Annotated in this window: 21 protein-coding genes and 1 riboswitch; of the genes, 14 read left to right on the top strand and 7 right to left on the bottom strand. The window is 72.3% G+C overall.

What is annotated here, in order from left to right; genetic code table 11:
• Positions 1–13: 13 nt before the first annotated feature.
• A riboswitch (SAM riboswitch) is annotated at positions 14–130 on the bottom strand.
• A 152-nt stretch (positions 131–282) separates the two neighbouring features.
• Genes ACQP2Y_RS28690 through ACQP2Y_RS28675 form a run of 4 tightly spaced genes read left to right on the top strand, consistent with a single transcriptional unit; the run spans position 283 to position 3,780 of the window.
• Complete coding sequence (locus tag ACQP2Y_RS28690; RefSeq protein WP_433718139.1) at positions 283–1,272, top strand: methionine ABC transporter ATP-binding protein; 990 nt, start codon at positions 283–285, stop codon at positions 1,270–1,272.
• Positions 1,269–1,925, top strand: a complete 657-nt coding sequence (locus ACQP2Y_RS28685; RefSeq protein WP_433718138.1) for a methionine ABC transporter permease — start codon at positions 1,269–1,271, stop codon at positions 1,923–1,925. Before ACQP2Y_RS28690 ends, ACQP2Y_RS28685 begins: the two co-directional genes overlap by 4 nt.
• Positions 1,926–1,939: 14 nt before the next feature.
• Positions 1,940–2,764 carry a MetQ/NlpA family ABC transporter substrate-binding protein gene (locus ACQP2Y_RS28680; protein ID WP_433718137.1) on the top strand — a complete coding sequence of 275 codons (825 nt, stop codon included), beginning with the start codon at positions 1,940–1,942 and terminating at the stop codon, positions 2,762–2,764.
• A gap of 35 nt (positions 2,765–2,799) precedes the next feature.
• Positions 2,800–3,780 (top strand): DMT family transporter, encoded by a 981-nt coding sequence (locus ACQP2Y_RS28675; RefSeq protein WP_433718136.1) that lies wholly within the window; start codon positions 2,800–2,802, stop codon positions 3,778–3,780.
• Positions 3,781–3,788: 8 nt separating this feature from the next.
• Here the strand turns inward: ACQP2Y_RS28675 and ACQP2Y_RS28670 are convergent, their stop codons facing one another.
• A complete protein-coding gene (locus tag ACQP2Y_RS28670; RefSeq protein ID WP_433718135.1) occupies positions 3,789–4,244 on the bottom strand; it encodes a GNAT family N-acetyltransferase in 456 nt (151 codons plus the stop codon).
• Between the two features lie 50 nt (positions 4,245–4,294).
• Positions 4,295–4,696 (bottom strand): winged helix-turn-helix transcriptional regulator, encoded by a 402-nt coding sequence (locus ACQP2Y_RS28665; RefSeq protein ID WP_433718134.1) that lies wholly within the window; start codon positions 4,694–4,696, stop codon positions 4,295–4,297.
• Between the two features lie 81 nt (positions 4,697–4,777).
• On the opposite strand from ACQP2Y_RS28665, the gene ACQP2Y_RS28660 reads away from it, so the two are divergent.
• The 3 genes from ACQP2Y_RS28660 (at position 4,778) to ACQP2Y_RS28650 (ending at position 7,026) form a co-directional block, all read left to right on the top strand.
• Entirely contained in the window at positions 4,778–5,710 is a 933-nt protein-coding gene (locus ACQP2Y_RS28660) for an NADP-dependent oxidoreductase (RefSeq protein ID WP_433718133.1), read from the top strand.
• Positions 5,711–5,765: 55 nt separating this feature from the next.
• Entirely contained in the window at positions 5,766–6,392 is a 627-nt protein-coding gene (locus ACQP2Y_RS28655) for a redoxin domain-containing protein (protein WP_433718132.1), read from the top strand.
• Positions 6,393–6,618: 226 nt separating this feature from the next.
• Positions 6,619–7,026 (top strand): hypothetical protein, encoded by a 408-nt coding sequence (locus ACQP2Y_RS28650; RefSeq protein ID WP_433718131.1) that lies wholly within the window; start codon positions 6,619–6,621, stop codon positions 7,024–7,026.
• Between the two features lie 7 nt (positions 7,027–7,033).
• Here the strand turns inward: ACQP2Y_RS28650 and ACQP2Y_RS28645 are convergent, their stop codons facing one another.
• From ACQP2Y_RS28645 to ACQP2Y_RS28635, 3 genes are all read right to left on the bottom strand, one after another.
• A complete protein-coding gene (locus ACQP2Y_RS28645; RefSeq protein ID WP_433718130.1) occupies positions 7,034–7,180 on the bottom strand; it encodes a hypothetical protein in 147 nt (48 codons plus the stop codon).
• A gap of 40 nt (positions 7,181–7,220) precedes the next feature.
• Entirely contained in the window at positions 7,221–7,379 is a 159-nt protein-coding gene (locus ACQP2Y_RS28640) for a hypothetical protein (protein ID WP_433718129.1), read from the bottom strand.
• A gap of 74 nt (positions 7,380–7,453) precedes the next feature.
• Positions 7,454–8,908 (bottom strand): MFS transporter, encoded by a 1,455-nt coding sequence (locus ACQP2Y_RS28635; protein WP_433718128.1) that lies wholly within the window; start codon positions 8,906–8,908, stop codon positions 7,454–7,456.
• Between the two features lie 137 nt (positions 8,909–9,045).
• Between ACQP2Y_RS28635 and ACQP2Y_RS28630 the strand changes: the two genes are divergently transcribed.
• The 5 genes from ACQP2Y_RS28630 to ACQP2Y_RS28610 are packed head-to-tail and all read left to right on the top strand — an operon-like array spanning position 9,046 to position 12,947.
• The gene (locus tag ACQP2Y_RS28630; protein WP_433718127.1) at positions 9,046–9,921 is read left to right on the top strand and encodes an ABC transporter permease; all 876 of its coding nucleotides are present in this window, start codon (positions 9,046–9,048) and stop codon (positions 9,919–9,921) included.
• Between the two features lie 9 nt (positions 9,922–9,930).
• The gene (locus ACQP2Y_RS28625) at positions 9,931–10,959 is read left to right on the top strand and encodes a taurine ABC transporter substrate-binding protein (protein WP_433718126.1); all 1,029 of its coding nucleotides are present in this window, start codon (positions 9,931–9,933) and stop codon (positions 10,957–10,959) included.
• Positions 10,946–11,725 carry an ABC transporter ATP-binding protein gene (locus ACQP2Y_RS28620; protein ID WP_433718125.1) on the top strand — a complete coding sequence of 260 codons (780 nt, stop codon included), beginning with the start codon at positions 10,946–10,948 and terminating at the stop codon, positions 11,723–11,725. The genes ACQP2Y_RS28625 and ACQP2Y_RS28620 overlap by 14 nt, the downstream gene beginning before the upstream one ends.
• Positions 11,722–12,585, top strand: a complete 864-nt coding sequence (locus ACQP2Y_RS28615; protein ID WP_433718124.1) for a TauD/TfdA dioxygenase family protein — start codon at positions 11,722–11,724, stop codon at positions 12,583–12,585. Before ACQP2Y_RS28620 ends, ACQP2Y_RS28615 begins: the two co-directional genes overlap by 4 nt.
• 20 nt (positions 12,586–12,605) lie before the next feature.
• The gene (locus ACQP2Y_RS28610) at positions 12,606–12,947 is read left to right on the top strand and encodes a VOC family protein (RefSeq protein ID WP_433718123.1); all 342 of its coding nucleotides are present in this window, start codon (positions 12,606–12,608) and stop codon (positions 12,945–12,947) included.
• A gap of 2 nt (positions 12,948–12,949) precedes the next feature.
• Here ACQP2Y_RS28610 and ACQP2Y_RS28605 read toward each other — a convergent pair whose 3' ends face one another.
• Together ACQP2Y_RS28605 and ACQP2Y_RS28600 are read right to left on the bottom strand one after the other, a co-directional pair.
• Positions 12,950–13,852 carry a DMT family transporter gene (locus ACQP2Y_RS28605; RefSeq protein WP_433718122.1) on the bottom strand — a complete coding sequence of 301 codons (903 nt, stop codon included), beginning with the start codon at positions 13,850–13,852 and terminating at the stop codon, positions 12,950–12,952.
• Positions 13,853–13,911: 59 nt separating this feature from the next.
• The gene (locus ACQP2Y_RS28600) at positions 13,912–14,832 is read right to left on the bottom strand and encodes a LysR family transcriptional regulator (RefSeq protein WP_433718121.1); all 921 of its coding nucleotides are present in this window, start codon (positions 14,830–14,832) and stop codon (positions 13,912–13,914) included.
• A 49-nt stretch (positions 14,833–14,881) separates the two neighbouring features.
• Between ACQP2Y_RS28600 and ACQP2Y_RS28595 the strand changes: the two genes are divergently transcribed.
• Positions 14,882–15,367: a MarR family winged helix-turn-helix transcriptional regulator gene (locus ACQP2Y_RS28595; RefSeq protein ID WP_433718120.1), complete on the top strand. Its 486-nt coding sequence runs from the start codon at positions 14,882–14,884 to the stop codon at positions 15,365–15,367.
• Positions 15,364–16,611 (top strand): MFS transporter, encoded by a 1,248-nt coding sequence (locus ACQP2Y_RS28590; RefSeq protein ID WP_433718119.1) that lies wholly within the window; start codon positions 15,364–15,366, stop codon positions 16,609–16,611. The genes ACQP2Y_RS28595 and ACQP2Y_RS28590 overlap by 4 nt, the downstream gene beginning before the upstream one ends.
• Positions 16,612–16,634 lie beyond the last annotated feature (23 nt).

Raw genomic sequence — 16,634 nt, 5'->3', positions numbered from 1 at the left:
GACCCCGCCCCGGGGCCCGCGCTTGCCCGCGTCGGTGTCGACGCCGGCCCGGTCCTCACCCGGAGCACCCCATCGCGAACACAAGGGTTGCCGGCCAGCAAGCCGGGGCTTCGCGCTGGCACTCATGACCTGAAAGCACCGTAGCAGAGCCGCCGGGGTCAGGTCTGCCGGGCGGTGACGGTCGTTACAAACTCCCGTCCGGGCATCGACCCGCGGCGGCGGTCCGGGCTATCTTCCGTCTTCGCAATACCCATCGGCTTTATAGGATTCGACGGTGCATCCGTGATTCAGATCCAGGGTCTGCGCAAGACCTACCACTCCCGCCGGCGCGCTGCCGTTGTCGCGGTCGACGGCGTTGATCTCAGCGTCGCCCGGGGCCAGATCTTCGGCGTGCTGGGGCAGAGCGGCGCGGGCAAGAGCACCCTGCTGCGCTGCGTCAACCTGCTGGAACGCCCGGACGCCGGGACCGTGGTCGTGGACGGCGTCGAGCTGACCGCGCTCAAACGCGGACCGCTGCGCGCGGCCCGGCAGCGGGTGGGCATGGTGCATCAGCATTTCGCGCTGCTGGCTTCCCGTACGGCGGCCGGCAACGTCGCCTTCCCGCTGGAGGTCACCGGCGTGCCGCGGGCCGAACGGGCGCGGCGGGTGGCCGAGCTGCTCGAGCTGGTCGGGCTGAGCGAGCGCGCGAACGCGTACCCGGCGCAGCTGTCCGGCGGGCAGAAGCAGCGGGTCGGCATCGCCCGGGCGCTCGCGGCCGGGCCGCAGGTGCTGCTCTCCGACGAGGCCACCTCCGCGCTGGACCCGGAGACGACCCGGTCCATCCTGGATCTGCTGCGGGAGCTCAACCAGCGGCTGGGACTCACCATCCTGCTGATCACCCACGAGATGGACGTGGTCAAGCGGATCTGCCACGCCGCGGCGGTGATGCGCGACGGCCGGTTCATCGAGTCCGGCCCGGTCGCCGATCTGCTGCGCCGGCCCGGTTCGGAGCTGGCCCAGGGGCTCTTCCCGCTGCCGCCGGCCGAGCCGCGGCCGGGGGAGACGCTCGTCGACGTCACGGTCAGTGGCGCGGCGGCCGACGAGCCGATCGTGGCCGAGCTCGCCCGGCGGTTCGACAGCGACGTGCGCATCGTGCACGGCGCAGTGGAGACGCTGGCCGCGACCCGGGCCGGGCGGCTGCGCCTGGCCCTGCCCGGCAGCGCCGACGACAATGCCGCCGCGCTGAGCCACCTCCGCGAGCGCGGCGCCCTGGTGACGGAGGCGGGGCGATGACCTTCGCTGAGCTTTCCGAGCTGCTGTGGACCGGCGTACGGGAAACGGCCTGGATGGTCGGCTTCTCCGCCCTGCTCACCGCCGTCGGCGGGCTGCTGGTGGGCATCCTGCTGGTGCTGACCGACCGCGGCGGGCTGCTCGCCGCCCGGCCGGTCAACGCGCTGCTCGGCCTGGTCGTCAACGTCGGCCGGTCGCTGCCGTTCATCATCCTGCTGGTCGCGGTCATCCCGTTCACCCGCGCGGTGGTCGGCACGACCATCGGCACCACCGCCGCCGTCGTGCCGCTGACCATCGGCGCCATCCCGTTCTACGCCCGGATCGTCGAGACGGCGATCCGTGAGGTGCCCGGTGACGTCGTGGCCGCCGCCGTGGCGATGGGTGCGTCCCGCCGCCAGATCGTCGGCAAGGTCCTGCTCCGCGAGGCCCGCCCCGGCCTGGTCGCCGGACTGACGATCACCGTCGTCGCCCTGGTCGGCTACTCCGCCATGGCCGGCGTGGTCGGTGGCGGCGGCCTGGGTGACCTCGCCGTCCGCTACGGCTACCAGCGCTTCGAGACCGACGTGATGATCGCCACGGTGGTCGCGCTCGTCGTGCTCGTCCAGGCCGTCCAAACGCTGGGCGACGTCGTCGTCCGGCGCCTCTCCCACCGATAGAAGGGCACCACCTCATGCGCCGCCGCTTGCTCGCCACCCTGCTCACCGCGACCGGCCTCGTCCTGGGCCTGGCCGCGTGCGGCGGGTCCGATGACACCGCCGGGTCCGCCGGCGACGACACCCTCAAGGTCGGGGTCAGCCCGGTCCCGCACGCCGAGATCCTCACCTACGTCAAGGACAACCTGGCCGCGGCCGAGGGCCTCAAGCTCGACATCGTCGAGTTCAACGACTACATCCAGCCCAACGTCGCGCTGCGGGAGAAGCAGATCGACGCCAACTACTTCCAGCACGTGCCGTACCTGGAGGAGGAGGTCGCGGCCAAGGGCTACAAGTTCACCGCGCTCAAGCCGGTGCACATCGAGCCGCTGGGCGTCTACTCCAAGAAGGTCAAGTCGCTGGCCGAGGTGCCGGCCGGCGGGGTCGTGGCCATCCCGAACGACCCGTCCAACTCGGGCCGGGCCCTCAACCTGCTCGCCAGGAACGGCCTGATCACGCTCAAGCCCGGCGTCGGCGTCAAGGCCACCGAGCGGGACATCGCCACCAACCCGAAGAACCTCAAGTTCTCCTCGCTCGAGGCGGCCCAGCTGCCGCGCAGCCTGGAGGACACCGCGCTCTCGGTGATCAACGGCAACTACGCGATCGAGACCGGGCTCAAGCCGGCGCAGGACGCGCTCGCCCTGGAGGACGGCAAGGACAACCCGTACGCGAACCTGGTCGTGGTGCGCACCGGCGACGAGGGCGACGCGCGGGTGGTCAAGCTGGAGAAGCTGCTGCACTCGCCCGAGGTCCGCAAGTTCATCGCCGACAAGTACCAGGGTTCGGTGCTGGCGGCCTTCTGAGCGAAGTGTCGTACCCATGCGGCAGAGTGTCAGGGGTGCGTAGCCCTACCGCCCCTGACACGGCCCAGCCCCGCGACTGGCTGCCGAGCTTTCTGGCGCTCGCCGCGATCTGGGGCACCAGCTTCCTGTTCATCAAGGTCGGCGTGCGTGAGCTGCACCCGCTGTGGCTCACTTTCGCCCGGGTCGCCGCGGGCACGGCGGTCCTGCTGATCGTGCTCGCGGTGACCCGCGACCGGCTGCCCCGCGACGCCCGGCTGTGGGGCCATCTGGCGGTCGTGGCCGCGCTGGGCGTCTCGGTGCCCTTCACCCTCTTCGGGTACGGCGAACAGCGCGTCTCCTCGGTGCTCGCCGGCATCTGGAACGCGGCCACCCCACTGGTCGCGTTGCCGCTGGCAGTGCTGGTCTTCCGCACCGAGGCGCTGACCCCGCGCCGGGTGGCCGGCATCGCGACCGGCTTCCTCGGTGTGCTGGTGGTGCTGGGCGTCTGGCGGGACCTCGGCGGCTCGCAGCTCACCGGGCAGCTCATGTGCTTCGGCGCGGCGATGTGTTACGCCGTCGCGATCCCGTACCAGAAGAAGTTCATCGCCGGCCGGGCCGGCTCCGGGGTGTCGATCGCCGGCGGGCAGCTGCTGATGGCCCTGGCCCAGCTCGCCGTGCTGGCGCCGCTGCTGGCCGGCGCGCCGCCGGCCCCGACGCAGCTGTCACTGCAGGTGGTGCTCTGCGTGCTGGCGCTGGGCGCGCTCGGCACCGGGCTGGCGTTCGTGCTCAACATGCGGGTGATCCGGGTGGCCGGCGCGAGCACGTCGGCGTCGGTGACCTACCTGATGCCGGTGGTGGCGACGGTGGTCGGCGTGCTGATCCTGGGCGAGCACCTGATCTGGAACCAGCCGCTGGGCGCGCTGATCGTGCTGACGGGCGTGGCGATCTCCCAGGGGGTGCTGTCCCGCCGCCGCGGTGCCCGGCCGCCGGACGACCCGGTGGCGGCGAGTCCCGGCCCGGCGGCGGCCGCCCCCTGACCGGTGCCTCAGGCCTGCCCGAGGATGGCGGCGCGGGTGGGTCGCCGGTCGAGCTCCATGAAGCGGTCGGCGCCCTCGAGCCCGGTGAAGCCGACCCGCCGGTAGACGTCGTGGGCGTCCTTGGTGGCGAGCATGAGACGGGCGACACCCCGGCCGGTGAGGTCCTCGACGATGCTGTCGACCAGCCACCCGCCGAGTCCCCGGCCGCGGTGGTCCGCGGCGACGAAGACATCGCAGATCCACGCGAAGGTCGCCCCGTCGGTGACGATCCGGGCGAAGGCCACCTGCTCGCTGCCGTGAAAGACCGAGTACGGCAGCGAGCCCTCGATCGACCGCCCCACCACGTCATAGTCCCGCCCGGCAGCCCAGTAGGACTCGTCGCACAGCCACCGATGCACCCGCCCGACATCAACGCGCGCGGCGTCGGTGGTCAGCACATAGTCGTCCCGCCGGCGATCCCCCATGATTCCTCCTCCGTTGCCCGCCCCAGGATGCCAGAGGCGTTCGGCGGGGCTCAGCCGACTTCGTCGTCGTAGGCGGCGCGGGCGCGGTGCACCTCGGCGATGTGGGTCTCGGCCCAGCCCTTGATGGCCCGCTGCAACGGCAGCAGCTCGTGGCCGAGCGCGGTCAGCTCGTACGACACCTGCACCGGGACCGCCGCGGTGACGCTGCGGGCCACCAGGCCGTCGCGTTCCAGCTTGCGCAGTGTCTGGGTGAGCATCTTCTGGCTGGCCCCGGCCACCTCGCGGGACAGTTCGGCGTACCGCAGCGGCCCGTCCGCCAGCGCGGCCACCACCAAGGTCAGCCATTTGTCGCTCAGCGTGCCCAGCAGGTCGTGGCCGGGGCACTCGGCGAGGTTGGCGTTGTAGGCGCGCTGCGCGTCGTCCCGGCGCTCTGCGGCGGACTTCGTGACCATCGCGGCGGGCTCCTCCCCGTACGGTACGCACTCCCGGGTGCGTCCTTACCGCCCGACGATATCGCCCCTAGCGTCGCCACCATGAGAGCCGTGATCGTGCGCCGCTTCGGCGGCCCCGAAGTCCTGGAAGTGGCCGACGTCCCCGAACCCCGCCCCGGCCCGGGCCAGGTCCGGATCCGCGTCGCCGCGGCGGCCGTGAACCGCATCGACCTGTCCACCCGCGGCGGCGCCATGACGCAGGCGGCCCTGCTGCCGCCGGCTGACGAGGTCAAGCTGGGCTGGGATGTCGCGGGCGTGATCGACGAGGCCGGTCCGGGGGTACACCGCCGCGCCCCGGGCGACACCGTCATCGGCCTGCGTGACGTCCTGTCGGCCGGCGGTGCGCAGGCCGAGTGGGTGGTGCTGGACGAGTCCGCCACCGCTCCGGCGCCCCGCTCGGTGAGCCTGCCGGAGGCGGCCACACTCCCGCTGATCGGCCTCACCGCCGACCGCGCGCTGTCCCTGACGGGCCTGCGAGCAGGCCAGACCCTGCTGGTCACCGGTGCGGCGGGCGGGGTCGGCGGCCTGCTGCTGCAACTCGCCGCCATCCGCGGCATCCGCACGGTCGCGGTGGCGGCCGGGACCGACGAGAAAACGGTACGGGAACGCGGCGCCGACGAGTTCGTGACCCGCACGGACCGGCTGGGCGCGGCAGTACGCGACGTGGTCCCCGGCGGAGTGGACGCGGTCGTCGACGCCGCCGTGGCGGGTGTCACAGCCCACGAGGCGCTGCGCGGTGGAGGGGTGTTCGTGGCCCTCGTCGCGCCGTTCGCCCCGCCACCGCTGCGCGCCACCCGCGTCGTCGTCCAGGAGGTGTGGGCCGACGGCGGCCGCCTGACGGAACTCGCGGCGCTGGTCGACGCCGGTCTGCTGACGCTGCGCGTGGCGGACACGCTCCCACTGGCCGGCGTGGCCCGGGCCCACGAGCGGCTGGCCGCCGGTGGCCTGCGCGGACGGCTGGTGCTCGTGCCCTGACAAGCGTTCATCAAGGCTTCACAATGCCTACCTATTGGATGGATATGGTGGCGCCATGACGAGATCCGTACACCTGAGCGCCGGCGGCCCGGACGCCGCCCGCCGCCGGGCCGAGGAGGCGGCAGTCCGGCGCCAGTTCGAGAAGGACGCGGTCTGGAGCCGGATGATCGCCCCCGGCGGCCGGGTCCCGCACCTGCCCCTGATCGAGGTCGACCTGGGCCCGATCCACCTGCGCCGGCTGCTGGACACCGGGCCGCTGGTCCTGGTCTTCATCCGGTACGCGGGCTCGGCGGCCTGCAAGGAAACCCTGGTGGCGTACGAGCGGACTCTGGCCCCGGCCTGCACGGACCTGGGCGCGCACCTGGTGGCGGTGAGCCCGCAACGGGCGGAGCTGCTGGCCCCGGTCAAACACCGCAACGACCTGAGCTACCTGGTGGCGGCCGACCCCCGGCACACGCTGATCGACGCGTTCGGCCTCGGCTATCAGGCGCCGGAGGCCACCGAGCTGCTGGGCACGCGACGGTCGGTCCTGCCGTACCCGAGCGTGGTGGTCGCGGACCGCACGGGAACGGTGCGCTACGCGGACGTGCACCCGTTCACGGCGGCACGCACCCCAGCGGCGCCGATCATCGCGACTCTGCGCCAGCAGATCAGCTCGATCCCGGTGGCGCCGCGCGGCTGATCGTCGTCAGCCGATCGTGGTCCTCCGGTTCGCGCCCGGCTCCGGCTGCTCGGGTCACGAAATTGCCGATCATCCATGGATCGACGTCGAGTGTGACACCGCCGACCGCTGATTCGCGTCCGGAAAGGACTGCCGGCTCAGCCCTTGGCTACCGGCGGTCGATGACGCGCCCACGGTGACGCGGAACGATACGTCACACAGTGAACACGTCGAGAGGCTGATAAGCATGTCGAACGTTGCGCACATTCTTGGGGAGATGCCGCCGAAGGAACGCTCCACCATCATGGAGGACCGGATCATCCAGTTGGAAGGCGAGCTGGGTGACGAGGAGATACTCACTTTCACGCGATGCCACTTCCCGTTCGGCACCCTGGTGGTCACCCCGGACCGGATCATCATCCTGCTGCAGGACGGCGGCGTTGACGTGACCCAGTTCGCCGACATCGCGAGTTTCTCGCTGATCGAGGGACGCAAGAAGCTGTTCGGCGGCTACTCGGAGACCGTGTTCAACACTCAGATGCGCAACGGCACCCGGTACACCGGACAGGGCGTGGGAACCGACGGGCAATGGGGCATCCGCGCGGCCCGCACGATGGTCGCTGCTCACGAGACCTACTCGCTGCACCCTCGTTGAGCGACGCTCAGCCGTCCAGCGCACCGAGTACGGCAGCCGGGCCTAGCCGACGTTTCTCCTGAGCCTGGAACGTCTTATTGAAGATCCGGCCGGTCACTTCGGCGTGTTCACCGATGTACGTCACAACGAGGTGCGCATGCTGCCAGCGGCTCATCGCCTGATAGTGCCCGTCGGGTCACATCGCGCGCGACTGGTCAGGCGAGGCCGTACACCTTGTTGAGGTCGAGCAGATGATGGCCGGCGACGGCATGCTCGTCGAGGTTCAGCACGAGCACCAGGACGACGTTGGTTGTCTCGCACTGGACGAGGACGTGCTGGTACGGCGTGCCGGTCATGGTCCAGCCGTACGGCACGTCCCCTTCCGAGAAGTCGTGGCCTTGAACTCTTCGTTGGTCAGCTTCCGCACCCGACCAGCATGCAGCACTCCTCACCCGGCCGGACCGGCACCAGAGGCGATCGGTGGCGTGTGTGGTGCCTCCCGCCCACCGGGCTCCGTGGCGACCCGGGGACGTCGCACGTCCAGGGCCGCGCAAAAAGTCGCCAGCGCCAGCATGGCCACGCAGATGACCAGCCCGTGCGCGACCGCCTCCCGGGCCACCCCCGCCGTGATGCCCGCCAGCACCACCCCGGCCACCGCCGCCGTCGCGATGGTCGCCGAGATCCGCTGCGACACCTGCAGGAAGCCGCCCGCCAGCCCCGCCGCCGAGGCCGGTGCGTGGGCCAGCGTCAACGCCTGGTTCGGCGAGATGATCAGGCCGCCGGAGATGCCCATCGCCAGCTGGGTCACCGTCAGCGCGAGGCCGATCTGTCCCGCCGGCACCCAGCCGATCACCGCCGCCGTCACGGCCAGCGTCACGAAGGATCCGGTCAGGGCCCACACCACGCTGATCCGGCCGTAGCGGCTGACCAGCCGCCAGCTCTGCGACGAGGCGATCGCGAAGCCCAGCGAGCTGGGCAGGATCGTCAGCGCCGCGTGCAGCGGTGACCAGCCGAGCCCGTCCTGCAGAAACAGTGTCAGGGCCAGCGACGCCGACATGGTCGCGCCGAACTGGAACATCGCGGTCAGGGCGCCGAGGCTGAAGCCGCGGGAGCCCAGCAGGGCCGGGAGCAGGATCGGGGTGCGGCCGCTGCGGGCGTACCATCGCTCCCAGGCGATCAGCGTGACCAGCGCCGCCGCCGCGACCACCGGCCACCAGAACCGCGGCGGGCCCTGGCCGTCCGGCAGGACGAAGGGCAGCAGCACGGCGAGCGTCGCCGTGGCCAGCAGGGCCAGCCCGGCCAGGTCCAGGGCCGGCCGGGTGCCGGGCCGCCGGGCCGCCGCGGGCAGCCATTTCAGGGCCAGCGGTACGGTGATCAGCCCGAACGGCACGTTGAGCAGCATCACCCAGCGCCACCCGTCCTGCTCGCCCAGCGCCCCGATGACCGTGCCGCCGACCAGGGGCCCGATCACGCCGGAGATGCCGCCAACCGTCGCGTACGCCGCGAGGGCGCGGGTCCGTTCGCGCCCGGTGAACAGCTCCTGGATGATGCCGAAGATCTGCGGGTTGACCGTGCCCGCGCCCACGCCCTGCAACAGCCGGGCCAGCGCGACCACCCACGCCGATTCCGCCGTGCCGCCCACCACGCTCGCCGCGGTGAACACGCTCAGCCCGCCGACGAACAGCCATTTGCGGCCGTGCGCGTCGCCCAGCCGGCCCGCCGGCACCAGGGCCAGCCCGAACGTCAGCGAGTAGCCCGCGACGATCCACTGCAGGGTGCCGGGGCCGGCGTCCAGGGCCGTGCGCAGCGACGGGATCGCCGTGTTGAGGCTGGACTGGTCGAGCAGGGTGGTGAAGGCGGCGCACAGGCAGATCGCGAGCGAGACGGTACGGCGGTTCGGCACGCCCAGACCGTAGGTGAGGCCCGCGCCGGGTGGTTAGGACGCAGCTCGCTTCCAGCAGGCGGGACGGGGGCTTGCCCAAAAGCCTAGTAAGGCTATAGGAATAGCAGGCCGCATCCGCCGTCCCGCAGGAGTCGTCCGTGAGCACCTCCGTGTCCGTTCCGCCGGCTCCCGCCGGTGCCGATCCGGGCCTGGGGGCGCCCAGCGCTGTCCGTCCCGCCCCGGCCGCGCGCGGCGGGCGCCGGCGTCGCCTGGTGTTGCGGCTCGTCTCGCTCGTCGTGCTCTACGTGCTCTGGGAGGTCGCCGCCCGGCTGGTGCGCAACCCGACCTTCATCCCGGCCCCGGCGGCCGTCTGGCACCAGCTGATTGTCACGTCGTCCACCCACGACGGCATCCGCGGCTACAGCGGCCACCTGCTCGTCGAGCACCTCGGGGTGAGCCTGCGGCGCATCCTCATCGGCTCGGCGATCGGCATCGGCGGCGGCCTGGTGCTGGGCATCCTGATGGGTACGGTCGGCTGGTTGCGGGTCGTCGTCGAGCCCGTCGTCACGTTTGTCCGCGCGCTGCCGCCGCTGGCCTACTTCAGCCTGTTCATCATCTGGTTCGGCATCGACGAGACGCCCAAGCTGTGGCTGCTGTCCATCGCCGCGCTGCCGCCGGTCGCCGTGGCCACCGCCGCGGCCGTCTACTCGGCGCCGACCGGGCTGGTCGAGGCGGCCCGGGCGCTGGGGGCCGGACGCTGGCAGACCACCCGGGACGTGGTGCTGCCGAACGCGTTGCCCGAGATCTTCACCGGCGCGCGGCTCGCCGTCGGCGTCGCGTACTCCTCGGTCGTCGCGGCCGAGACCATCAACGGCGTCCCCGGGATCGGCGGGCTGATCCGCGACGCCCAGCGCTACTCCCAGACCGACGTGGTCGTGCTCGGCCTGTTCGCCATCGGCCTCTCCGGCCTGCTCATCGATGCCCTGCTGCGGACAGCCGAGGACCGGCTGATCCCGTGGCGCGGCCGTAGTTAAGGAACCCCCGTGAAGAAATTCCTTTCCGTTCTCGCCGCCGCTGCGCTGCTCGCGACGGCCGCCTGCGGCGACGGTGCCGCCAGCGGTGGCTCCGGGTCGGCGGACAAGACCATCCGGCTCGCGTACCAGGCGTTCCCGAGCGGGGACCTGATCGTGAAGAACCAGGGGCTGCTGGAGAAGGCGCTGCCGGACTACAAGATCACCTGGACCAAGTTCGACTCCGGCGCCAGCATCAACACCGCGTTCCTGGGCCGCAGCATCGACATCGCGGCGATCGGGTCGAGCCCGGTGGCCCGCGGGCTGTCGGCGCCGCTGAACATCCCGTACCAGGTCGCGTTCGTGCTGGACGTGGCCGGTGACAACGAGGCGCTGGTCGCGCGCAACGGCAGCGGGGTCACCGACGTGGCCGGGCTGCGCGGCAAGAAGGTGGCCACGCCGTTCGCCTCCACCGCGCACTACAGCCTGCTCGCCGCGCTGAACAAGGCCGGGGTCAAGGAGTCCGAGGTGACCATCGTGGACCTCGAGCCGCAGGACATCCTGGCCGCCTGGACCCGCGGGGACCTGGACGCCGCGTACTCGTGGCTGCCGTCGCTGGACGAGCTGAAGAAGAACGGCAAGGTCCTGATCAGCAGCAAGGAGCTGGCCACCGCCGGCAAGCCCACCCTGGACCTGGGCGTGGTCAGCACCGCGTTCATCCAGGCCCACCCCGAGGCGGTCGACGCGTGGCGCAAGGTCGAGGCGCAGGCCCTCGACGTCATCGCCAACGACCCGGCCGCGGCGGCCAAGGCGGTCGGCCAGGAGCTGAACCTCAGCCCGGCCGACGCCCAGAAGCAGCTCAGCCAGGGCGTCTTCCTCAAGCCCGCGGACCTCGCCTCGCCGGAGTGGCTGGGCACCGAGGCGCAGGTCGGCAAGCTCGCCGAGAACCTGGTCAGCGCGTCGGAGTTCCTCAAGAGCCAGCAGAAGATCGACGCCGTGCCCGACCTGGCCACCGTGCAGAAGTCCATCTACGTCAAGGGACTGCCCGATGTCCTCAGCTGAGGCCGCGGTCGAGCTCGACGGCGTCCAGCACTCCTACGGCGACGTCACGGCGGTCGGGCCGGTCAGCCTGACCGTGCCGGCCGGGGAGTTCCTGGTGCTGGTCGGCGCGTCCGGCTGCGGCAAGAGCACGCTGCTGCGGCTCATCGCCGGCTTCGAGCAGCCGACCCTGGGCACGGTCCGCACCGGCGGGACGGCCCCCGTGCCGGGCCGCGGTGCGGGCCTGGTCTTCCAGCAGCCGCGGCTGTTCCCGTGGAAGACCGTGGGCGGCAACGTCGAGCTGGCCCTGCGCTACGCCGGCCTCGCCGACCGCGGCGAACGGGTGGCCGAGCTGCTGGCCGGCGTCGGGCTGCACGACGTGGCCCACCGGCGGACCTGGCAGATCTCCGGCGGCCAGCAGCAGCGCGTCGCCATCGCCCGGGCGCTGGCCGTGCCGAACCCGTTGCTGCTGCTCGACGAGCCGTTCGCCGCGCTGGACGCGCTGACCCGCGAGCGGCTGCAGGAGGACCTGCGCCGGGTCAGTGCCGACACCGGCCGTACGTGTGTCTTCGTCACCCACAGCGTCGACGAGGCCGTGTTCCTGGGCAGCCGGGTCGTGGTGCTCAGCGCGCGGCCCGGCCGGGTCGCCCTGGACCTGCCGATCGACCTGCCCCGCACCGGCATCGCGCCGGACGAGCTGCGTGGGCTGCCCGCGTACGCCGCCCTGCGCTCGGAGATCGGTCACGCCGTCCGCGTGGCGGCCACCGTTGGAGAAGGAGTGTCCGCATGACCGCTACCGCAGTGGGACTCGACCTCGAGGCGCTCGGCCCGCACTTCGGGTCGGTCGTGCACGGCGTGGACCTGGGCACCGCGACCGACGAGCAGCTTGTCGCCGTACGGGCCGCTCTGGTGGAGCGCAAGGTGCTCTTCTTCCGCGATCAGCGCCTGGACGACGACGGTCAGGTCCGGCTGGGCCGGCGGATCGGCGAGCTCACCGCGTCGCACCCGGTGGTCGGCGGGGTCGACGCCGCCCACCCCGAGGTGTACGCGCTGGACAGCACCGACAACGGTTTCGCGGACGTGTGGCACACGGACGTGACGTTCATGCGCCGCCCTCCGCTGGGCTCGATCCTGCGCGCCGTCACGCTGCCGCCCAGCGGTGGCGACACCAACTGGGCCGACTCACAGCTGGCCTACGACTCGCTCAGCCCGGCGGTCCGGGACCTGGTGGACGGGCTGACCGCGGTGCACGACGGCACCCGCGAGTTCGGCTACTACCTGGCCCAGCGCCGTGGCGGGCAGGGCAACGAGTGGGACGGCGAGGTCGTCACCCGGCTCGACCCGGTGGAGCATCCGGTGATCCGGGTGCACCCGGAGACCGGCCGCAAGGGCATCTTCGTCAACCCGGGCTTCACCTCGCACATCACCGGGGTGTCGGAGTTCGAGAGCCGGGCCATCCTCGACCTGCTCTACGCGCACCTGACCAAGCCGGAGCACATCGTCCGGCACCGCTGGCGGGCCGGCGACGTCGCGATGTGGGACAACCGCAGCACGGCCCACTACGCCAACCGCGACTACGGCACCGAGCGCCGCGTCATGCACCGGATCACCCTGCGCGGCGACGTCCCGGTGGGCCCCGGGCGCCGCTGAGCAGGTGGCACGATGGGCGCATGACTCTGGACCTGTTCGCGGGCGTCCCGGTCCGGGACTACACCGCCGCCACGGCCTGGTACGAGCAGCTCCTCGGGGAGCCGCCGTCGTTCCTGCCGAACGACACCGAGGCGGTCTGGGAGCTCGCGGAGCACCGATTCCTGTACATCGAGGTGCTCCCGGACCGGGCCGGGCACGCCCTGCACACGGTCTTCGTCGGTGACTTCGACGACCGCCTGGCCGCGATCGCCGGTCGCGGCCTGACCCCGGCCCACAGCGAGACCTACGAGAACGGCGTGCGCAAGGCGATCTTCCGGGATCCGGACGGCAACGAGATCGGCTTCGGCGGCGGCCCGGTCTGAGGTCACCGCGGCTGCGGCGCGGCCGCGGTGATTGGGTCGCGGCGCGGACGGCGCAGGCGGTTCTCCGCGTACGCCATGCCGACCAGCACGATCACACCACCGGCCACTGTGGTGAGAGTGATCCGCTCGCCCAGCGTGATAGCCCCGACGACGACCGCCGCGATCGGTACGAGGTAGTTGACCGCGGACGCCGTGGTCGCGCCCACCTCACCGATGAGCCGGAAGTACAGCACGTACGCCAGCCCGGTGCTCAGTACGCCGAGCAGCACGATGCTCACCGTCACCCGCGGCGTCAGCGACACCGCACCCCACTGCAGGAACGGGCTGACCGCCGCCTGCAGCACCACAGCCATGGACAGCTGGCCGGCCGCGAGCGACATCGGCGCGAGGTGCCGCGGCGAGAGGAACTTGCGGACGTAGACGAAGCCGGCGGCGTAGCTGACCGCCGCGCCGAAGCACGCCAGCTCCCCGCCGGCCGAGCCGCCTCCGGTGCGCCACGGTGCGATGACCACGACCAGGCCGGCGAAGCCCACCAGCAGCCCGATCAGCTTGCGCGCGGTGGCGCGTTCCTCGGCCAGCGCGAAGGCCGCGACCGAGAGGGTGAGCAGCGGGGTCGCGCCGACCAGCACCCCGGCGATGCCGGCGCCCGCGGTGCGCTCGCCGTAGGAGAGCAGCAGGAACGGGATGACGTTGCCGAACAGGGCGGCGGCGGCCAGGTGGCCCCACACGGCGGCACCGCGCGGCAGCCCCACCCGGCGGATCGCGGCGATGCTCAGCAGCACCGCCGCGCCCAGCACCAGCCGGGCCAGCACCAGCTGGGCGGGGGAGAGGCCGGCCAGGGCCTCCTTGATGAACGTGAAGCTGCTGCCCCAGAGCAGCGCCAGAACCACGAAGCGAATCTTCATGGTCCTATCCTCGAAGTGCGGGGGCTCCGGCGTCCACCAGGTGTTTCTAAGCGCTTTTGTTAAGCAGAAATGAAAGATTGCTCCAGCTCGGCGGCGGCCCGGCGGAACGCCTCGACGACCGGTCGCAGGTGCGGCGCCTGCTCGGCCGCGTGCCGCAGGAACACCGAGACCTGCCGCGCCGGCTGTTGCGCCCGGGGTGTCCGTACGGTCAGGCCCGGCGCCTGGCCGGCAGCGCACATCCGGGGTGCCAGCGCGACGCCGTGCCCGGCGCGGACCAGGGCGAAGACCGAGACGTAGCTGTCCGCGGTGTGCGCGATCCGGGGCGTGAAGCCGGCCAGTGCGCACTCGCGCAGGGCGATGTCGCGGCACAGGCCGGCCGGCGGCACGATCCACTCCTCCTCGGCGAGGTCGGCGAGACACAGGTCAGCGGTGGCCGCCCGCGGATGCCCGTCCGGCAGGATCACGTCGAGCGGGTCGACCAGCAGCGGCGTACGGGTGAAGCGCGCGTCGTCCGCCCGTACCTCTCCATCGAGCCCGACCACGACGTCGGTCTCGTCACGCAGCAGCCGGTCGAGCGCCTCCTCGGTGTCGGCCTCGCGCACCCGCAGGGTGAGCCGCGGCGCGTCCGTGGCCAGGCGGGCCATCGCCGGCACCGCCAGGGCCGGCACGGCCGTGGTGAAGCAATCGACCCGGACTGTCGCGGCCGCCCCGCTCACGTAGGCGTCCAGCTCGGTCTGGGCCAGCTCCAGCTGGGCGAACAGCCGGTCGGCGTGGCGCAGCAGCAGCCAGGCGGCGTCGGTCAGCCGCACCCGCCGCCCGTGCGGCTCCAGCAGCGGCGCGCCGATGTCCTTGGCCAGCAGTGCGAGCTGCTGCGACACCGCCGACGAGGTCATGTGCAGCGCGGAGCCGACGGCGGTGACCGTGCCGCGGTCGCGCAACTCCCGCAACAGGCGCAGCCGTCGCAGGTCGATCTGTCCCATGCCCGCATCCTAGGCGGCGAATTTATATAAGCACTGTTACAGTTTCCCGATGCCGCCTCCCGATCTGCTCGACAGCAGCTACTACGGTCCGCTGTTCCGCCTGCTCGCCGACATGGACGCCGACATCGCCGGGCTGTACGCCGAGGCGGGGATCGAGGGGGTCCGGACCCGCTTCGTCGGCCCGATGATCGAACTCGGCCGCGGCGGCCCGCTGACCATCAAGGAGATCGCCGAACGCCGCAAGGTCAGCCACTCGGCGATGAGCCAGACCGTCGCGGCGATGCGCAAGGCCGGCCTGGTCGAGCCGGCCGGCGACAGCGACGGACGTAAGCGCCGGGTCCAGCTCACCGCCCGGTCCCGCGAGCTCCTGCCGTTCCTGCAGGCCGAGTGGCGGGCCACCGAGGCGACGGTGCTGGCCCTGGACGCCGAACTGCCGTACCCGATCATGCGGGCGGTGGCCGACATCCAGGCCGCCCTGAGCGCCCGCCCGTTCGCCCAGCGGCTGCGCGACCACCTCGCCGGCGAGCAGTCGTGAGCGCGCTCGACTCCCTGGTCGACCTGCGCCCGCTGCGCGAGAACCGCACGTTCCGCCGGCTGTGGCTGGGCACCACCGCCTCCGGCCTCGGCGGCCAGTTCGGCGGTTTCGCCGTCGTCTACTACATCTGGGAACGCACCCACAGCGCCGCCATGGTCGGGCTCGTCGGCCTGGTCACCGCGGTCCCGCTGATCGTGCTCGCGCTGGCCGGCAGCGCCTTCACCGACCACGTCGACCGCCGGCGGCTGGCGCTGGGCTGCTCGTACGGCCAGCTGCTGATCAGCGTGGGGATGGCCGGGGTGGCCGCCTCGGACGTGGGCGGCGTACCGCTGATGCTGGTCCTCGCCGGCGCCGCCTCCGGGCTGGCCGCCCTGGGCGGGCCGGCCAAGCAGACCTTCACCCCGGTGCTGCTCAGCGGGCACCGGCTCGCCGCCGGCCTGGCCCTGAACCACCTGTCCTTCCAGCTCGCCATGCTGCTCGGCCCGGCCGCGGCCGGCCTGGTCACCGCGCAGTGGGGGACGACCTGGTGCTTCGTCATCGACGCGGTCACCTTCGGCTTCGCGCTGATCGGCATCGCCGGCCTGCCCCGGGGAGTGCAGGGGGCGACGGGCCGGCCGGGTGCGGCGGCGGTCCGCGACGGCCTCGCGTTCACCGTCCGCACCCCGCAGGTCCGGGGCGCGTTCCTGGCCGACCTGGCCGCGACGCTGCTGGCCATGCCCATCGCGCTGTTCCCGGTGATCAACGAGGAGAAGTTCGGCGGCCGGCCGGAGATCCTCGGGCTGTTCGTCACGGCCGTCGCCGTCGGCGGGGTGTTCGCGTCGGTGCTGTCCGGCCTGGCCACCCACCGCCGCCACCCCGGGACGGTGCTGCTGGTCTGCGGGGCCGTTTGGGCCGTGGCGCTGGGGCTGGTCGGGCTCAGCGGCCACCTGCTCGTCGTGCTCGGCCTGCTGGCGGTGGCCGGCGGGGCCGACACCTGGGCGGTCGTGTCCCGGGGCACGGTGGTGCAGACGGTGACGCCGGCCGCGTACCGGGGGCGGGTGGCCTCGCTCGAGCACATCGTCGGCTCGGCCGGACCGCAGCTCGGTAATCTGCGGGCCGGCCTGGTCGCCACAGTGACCTCGGGCGGCGCGTCGCTGGCCATCGGGGGAGTCCTCGGCGTCGTCGCGACGGGCCTGATCGCGCTGACGACACCCGCGCTGCGTCGCTTCACCGTCGAGGACCGGGTCACCGAGCCGGTGCCCTGATCGGTCCCGCCCGCCTCAAAGCC

The sequence above is a fragment of the Actinoplanes sp. CA-051413 genome (assembly GCF_050955795.1).
In the GTDB taxonomy this organism is placed as follows: Bacteria; Actinomycetota; Actinomycetes; order Mycobacteriales; family Micromonosporaceae; genus Actinoplanes.
This window is presented reverse-complemented; position numbering and strand designations above follow the sequence as displayed.

Excerpts from the sequence above, each read along its gene's own strand:
- ACQP2Y_RS28685 (WP_433718138.1), top strand. The coding sequence starts at position 1,269 with ATGACCTTCGCTGAGCTTTCCGAGCTGCTGTGGACCGGCGTACGGGAA.
- ACQP2Y_RS28680 (WP_433718137.1), top strand. The coding sequence starts at position 1,940 with ATGCGCCGCCGCTTGCTCGCCACCCTGCTCACCGCGACCGGCCTCGTC.
- ACQP2Y_RS28670 (WP_433718135.1), bottom strand. The coding sequence starts at position 4,244 with ATGGGGGATCGCCGGCGGGACGACTATGTGCTGACCACCGACGCCGCG.
- ACQP2Y_RS28665 (WP_433718134.1), bottom strand. The coding sequence starts at position 4,696 with ATGGTCACGAAGTCCGCCGCAGAGCGCCGGGACGACGCGCAGCGCGCC.
- ACQP2Y_RS28660 (WP_433718133.1), top strand. The coding sequence starts at position 4,778 with ATGAGAGCCGTGATCGTGCGCCGCTTCGGCGGCCCCGAAGTCCTGGAA.
- ACQP2Y_RS28655 (WP_433718132.1), top strand. The coding sequence starts at position 5,766 with ATGACGAGATCCGTACACCTGAGCGCCGGCGGCCCGGACGCCGCCCGC.
- ACQP2Y_RS28650 (WP_433718131.1), top strand. The coding sequence starts at position 6,619 with ATGTCGAACGTTGCGCACATTCTTGGGGAGATGCCGCCGAAGGAACGC.
- ACQP2Y_RS28645 (WP_433718130.1), bottom strand. The coding sequence starts at position 7,180 with ATGAGCCGCTGGCAGCATGCGCACCTCGTTGTGACGTACATCGGTGAA.
- ACQP2Y_RS28620 (WP_433718125.1), top strand. The coding sequence starts at position 10,946 with ATGTCCTCAGCTGAGGCCGCGGTCGAGCTCGACGGCGTCCAGCACTCC.
- ACQP2Y_RS28615 (WP_433718124.1), top strand. The coding sequence starts at position 11,722 with ATGACCGCTACCGCAGTGGGACTCGACCTCGAGGCGCTCGGCCCGCAC.
- ACQP2Y_RS28610 (WP_433718123.1), top strand. The coding sequence starts at position 12,606 with ATGACTCTGGACCTGTTCGCGGGCGTCCCGGTCCGGGACTACACCGCC.
- ACQP2Y_RS28605 (WP_433718122.1), bottom strand. The coding sequence starts at position 13,852 with ATGAAGATTCGCTTCGTGGTTCTGGCGCTGCTCTGGGGCAGCAGCTTC.
- ACQP2Y_RS28600 (WP_433718121.1), bottom strand. The coding sequence starts at position 14,832 with ATGGGACAGATCGACCTGCGACGGCTGCGCCTGTTGCGGGAGTTGCGC.
- ACQP2Y_RS28595 (WP_433718120.1), top strand. The coding sequence starts at position 14,882 with ATGCCGCCTCCCGATCTGCTCGACAGCAGCTACTACGGTCCGCTGTTC.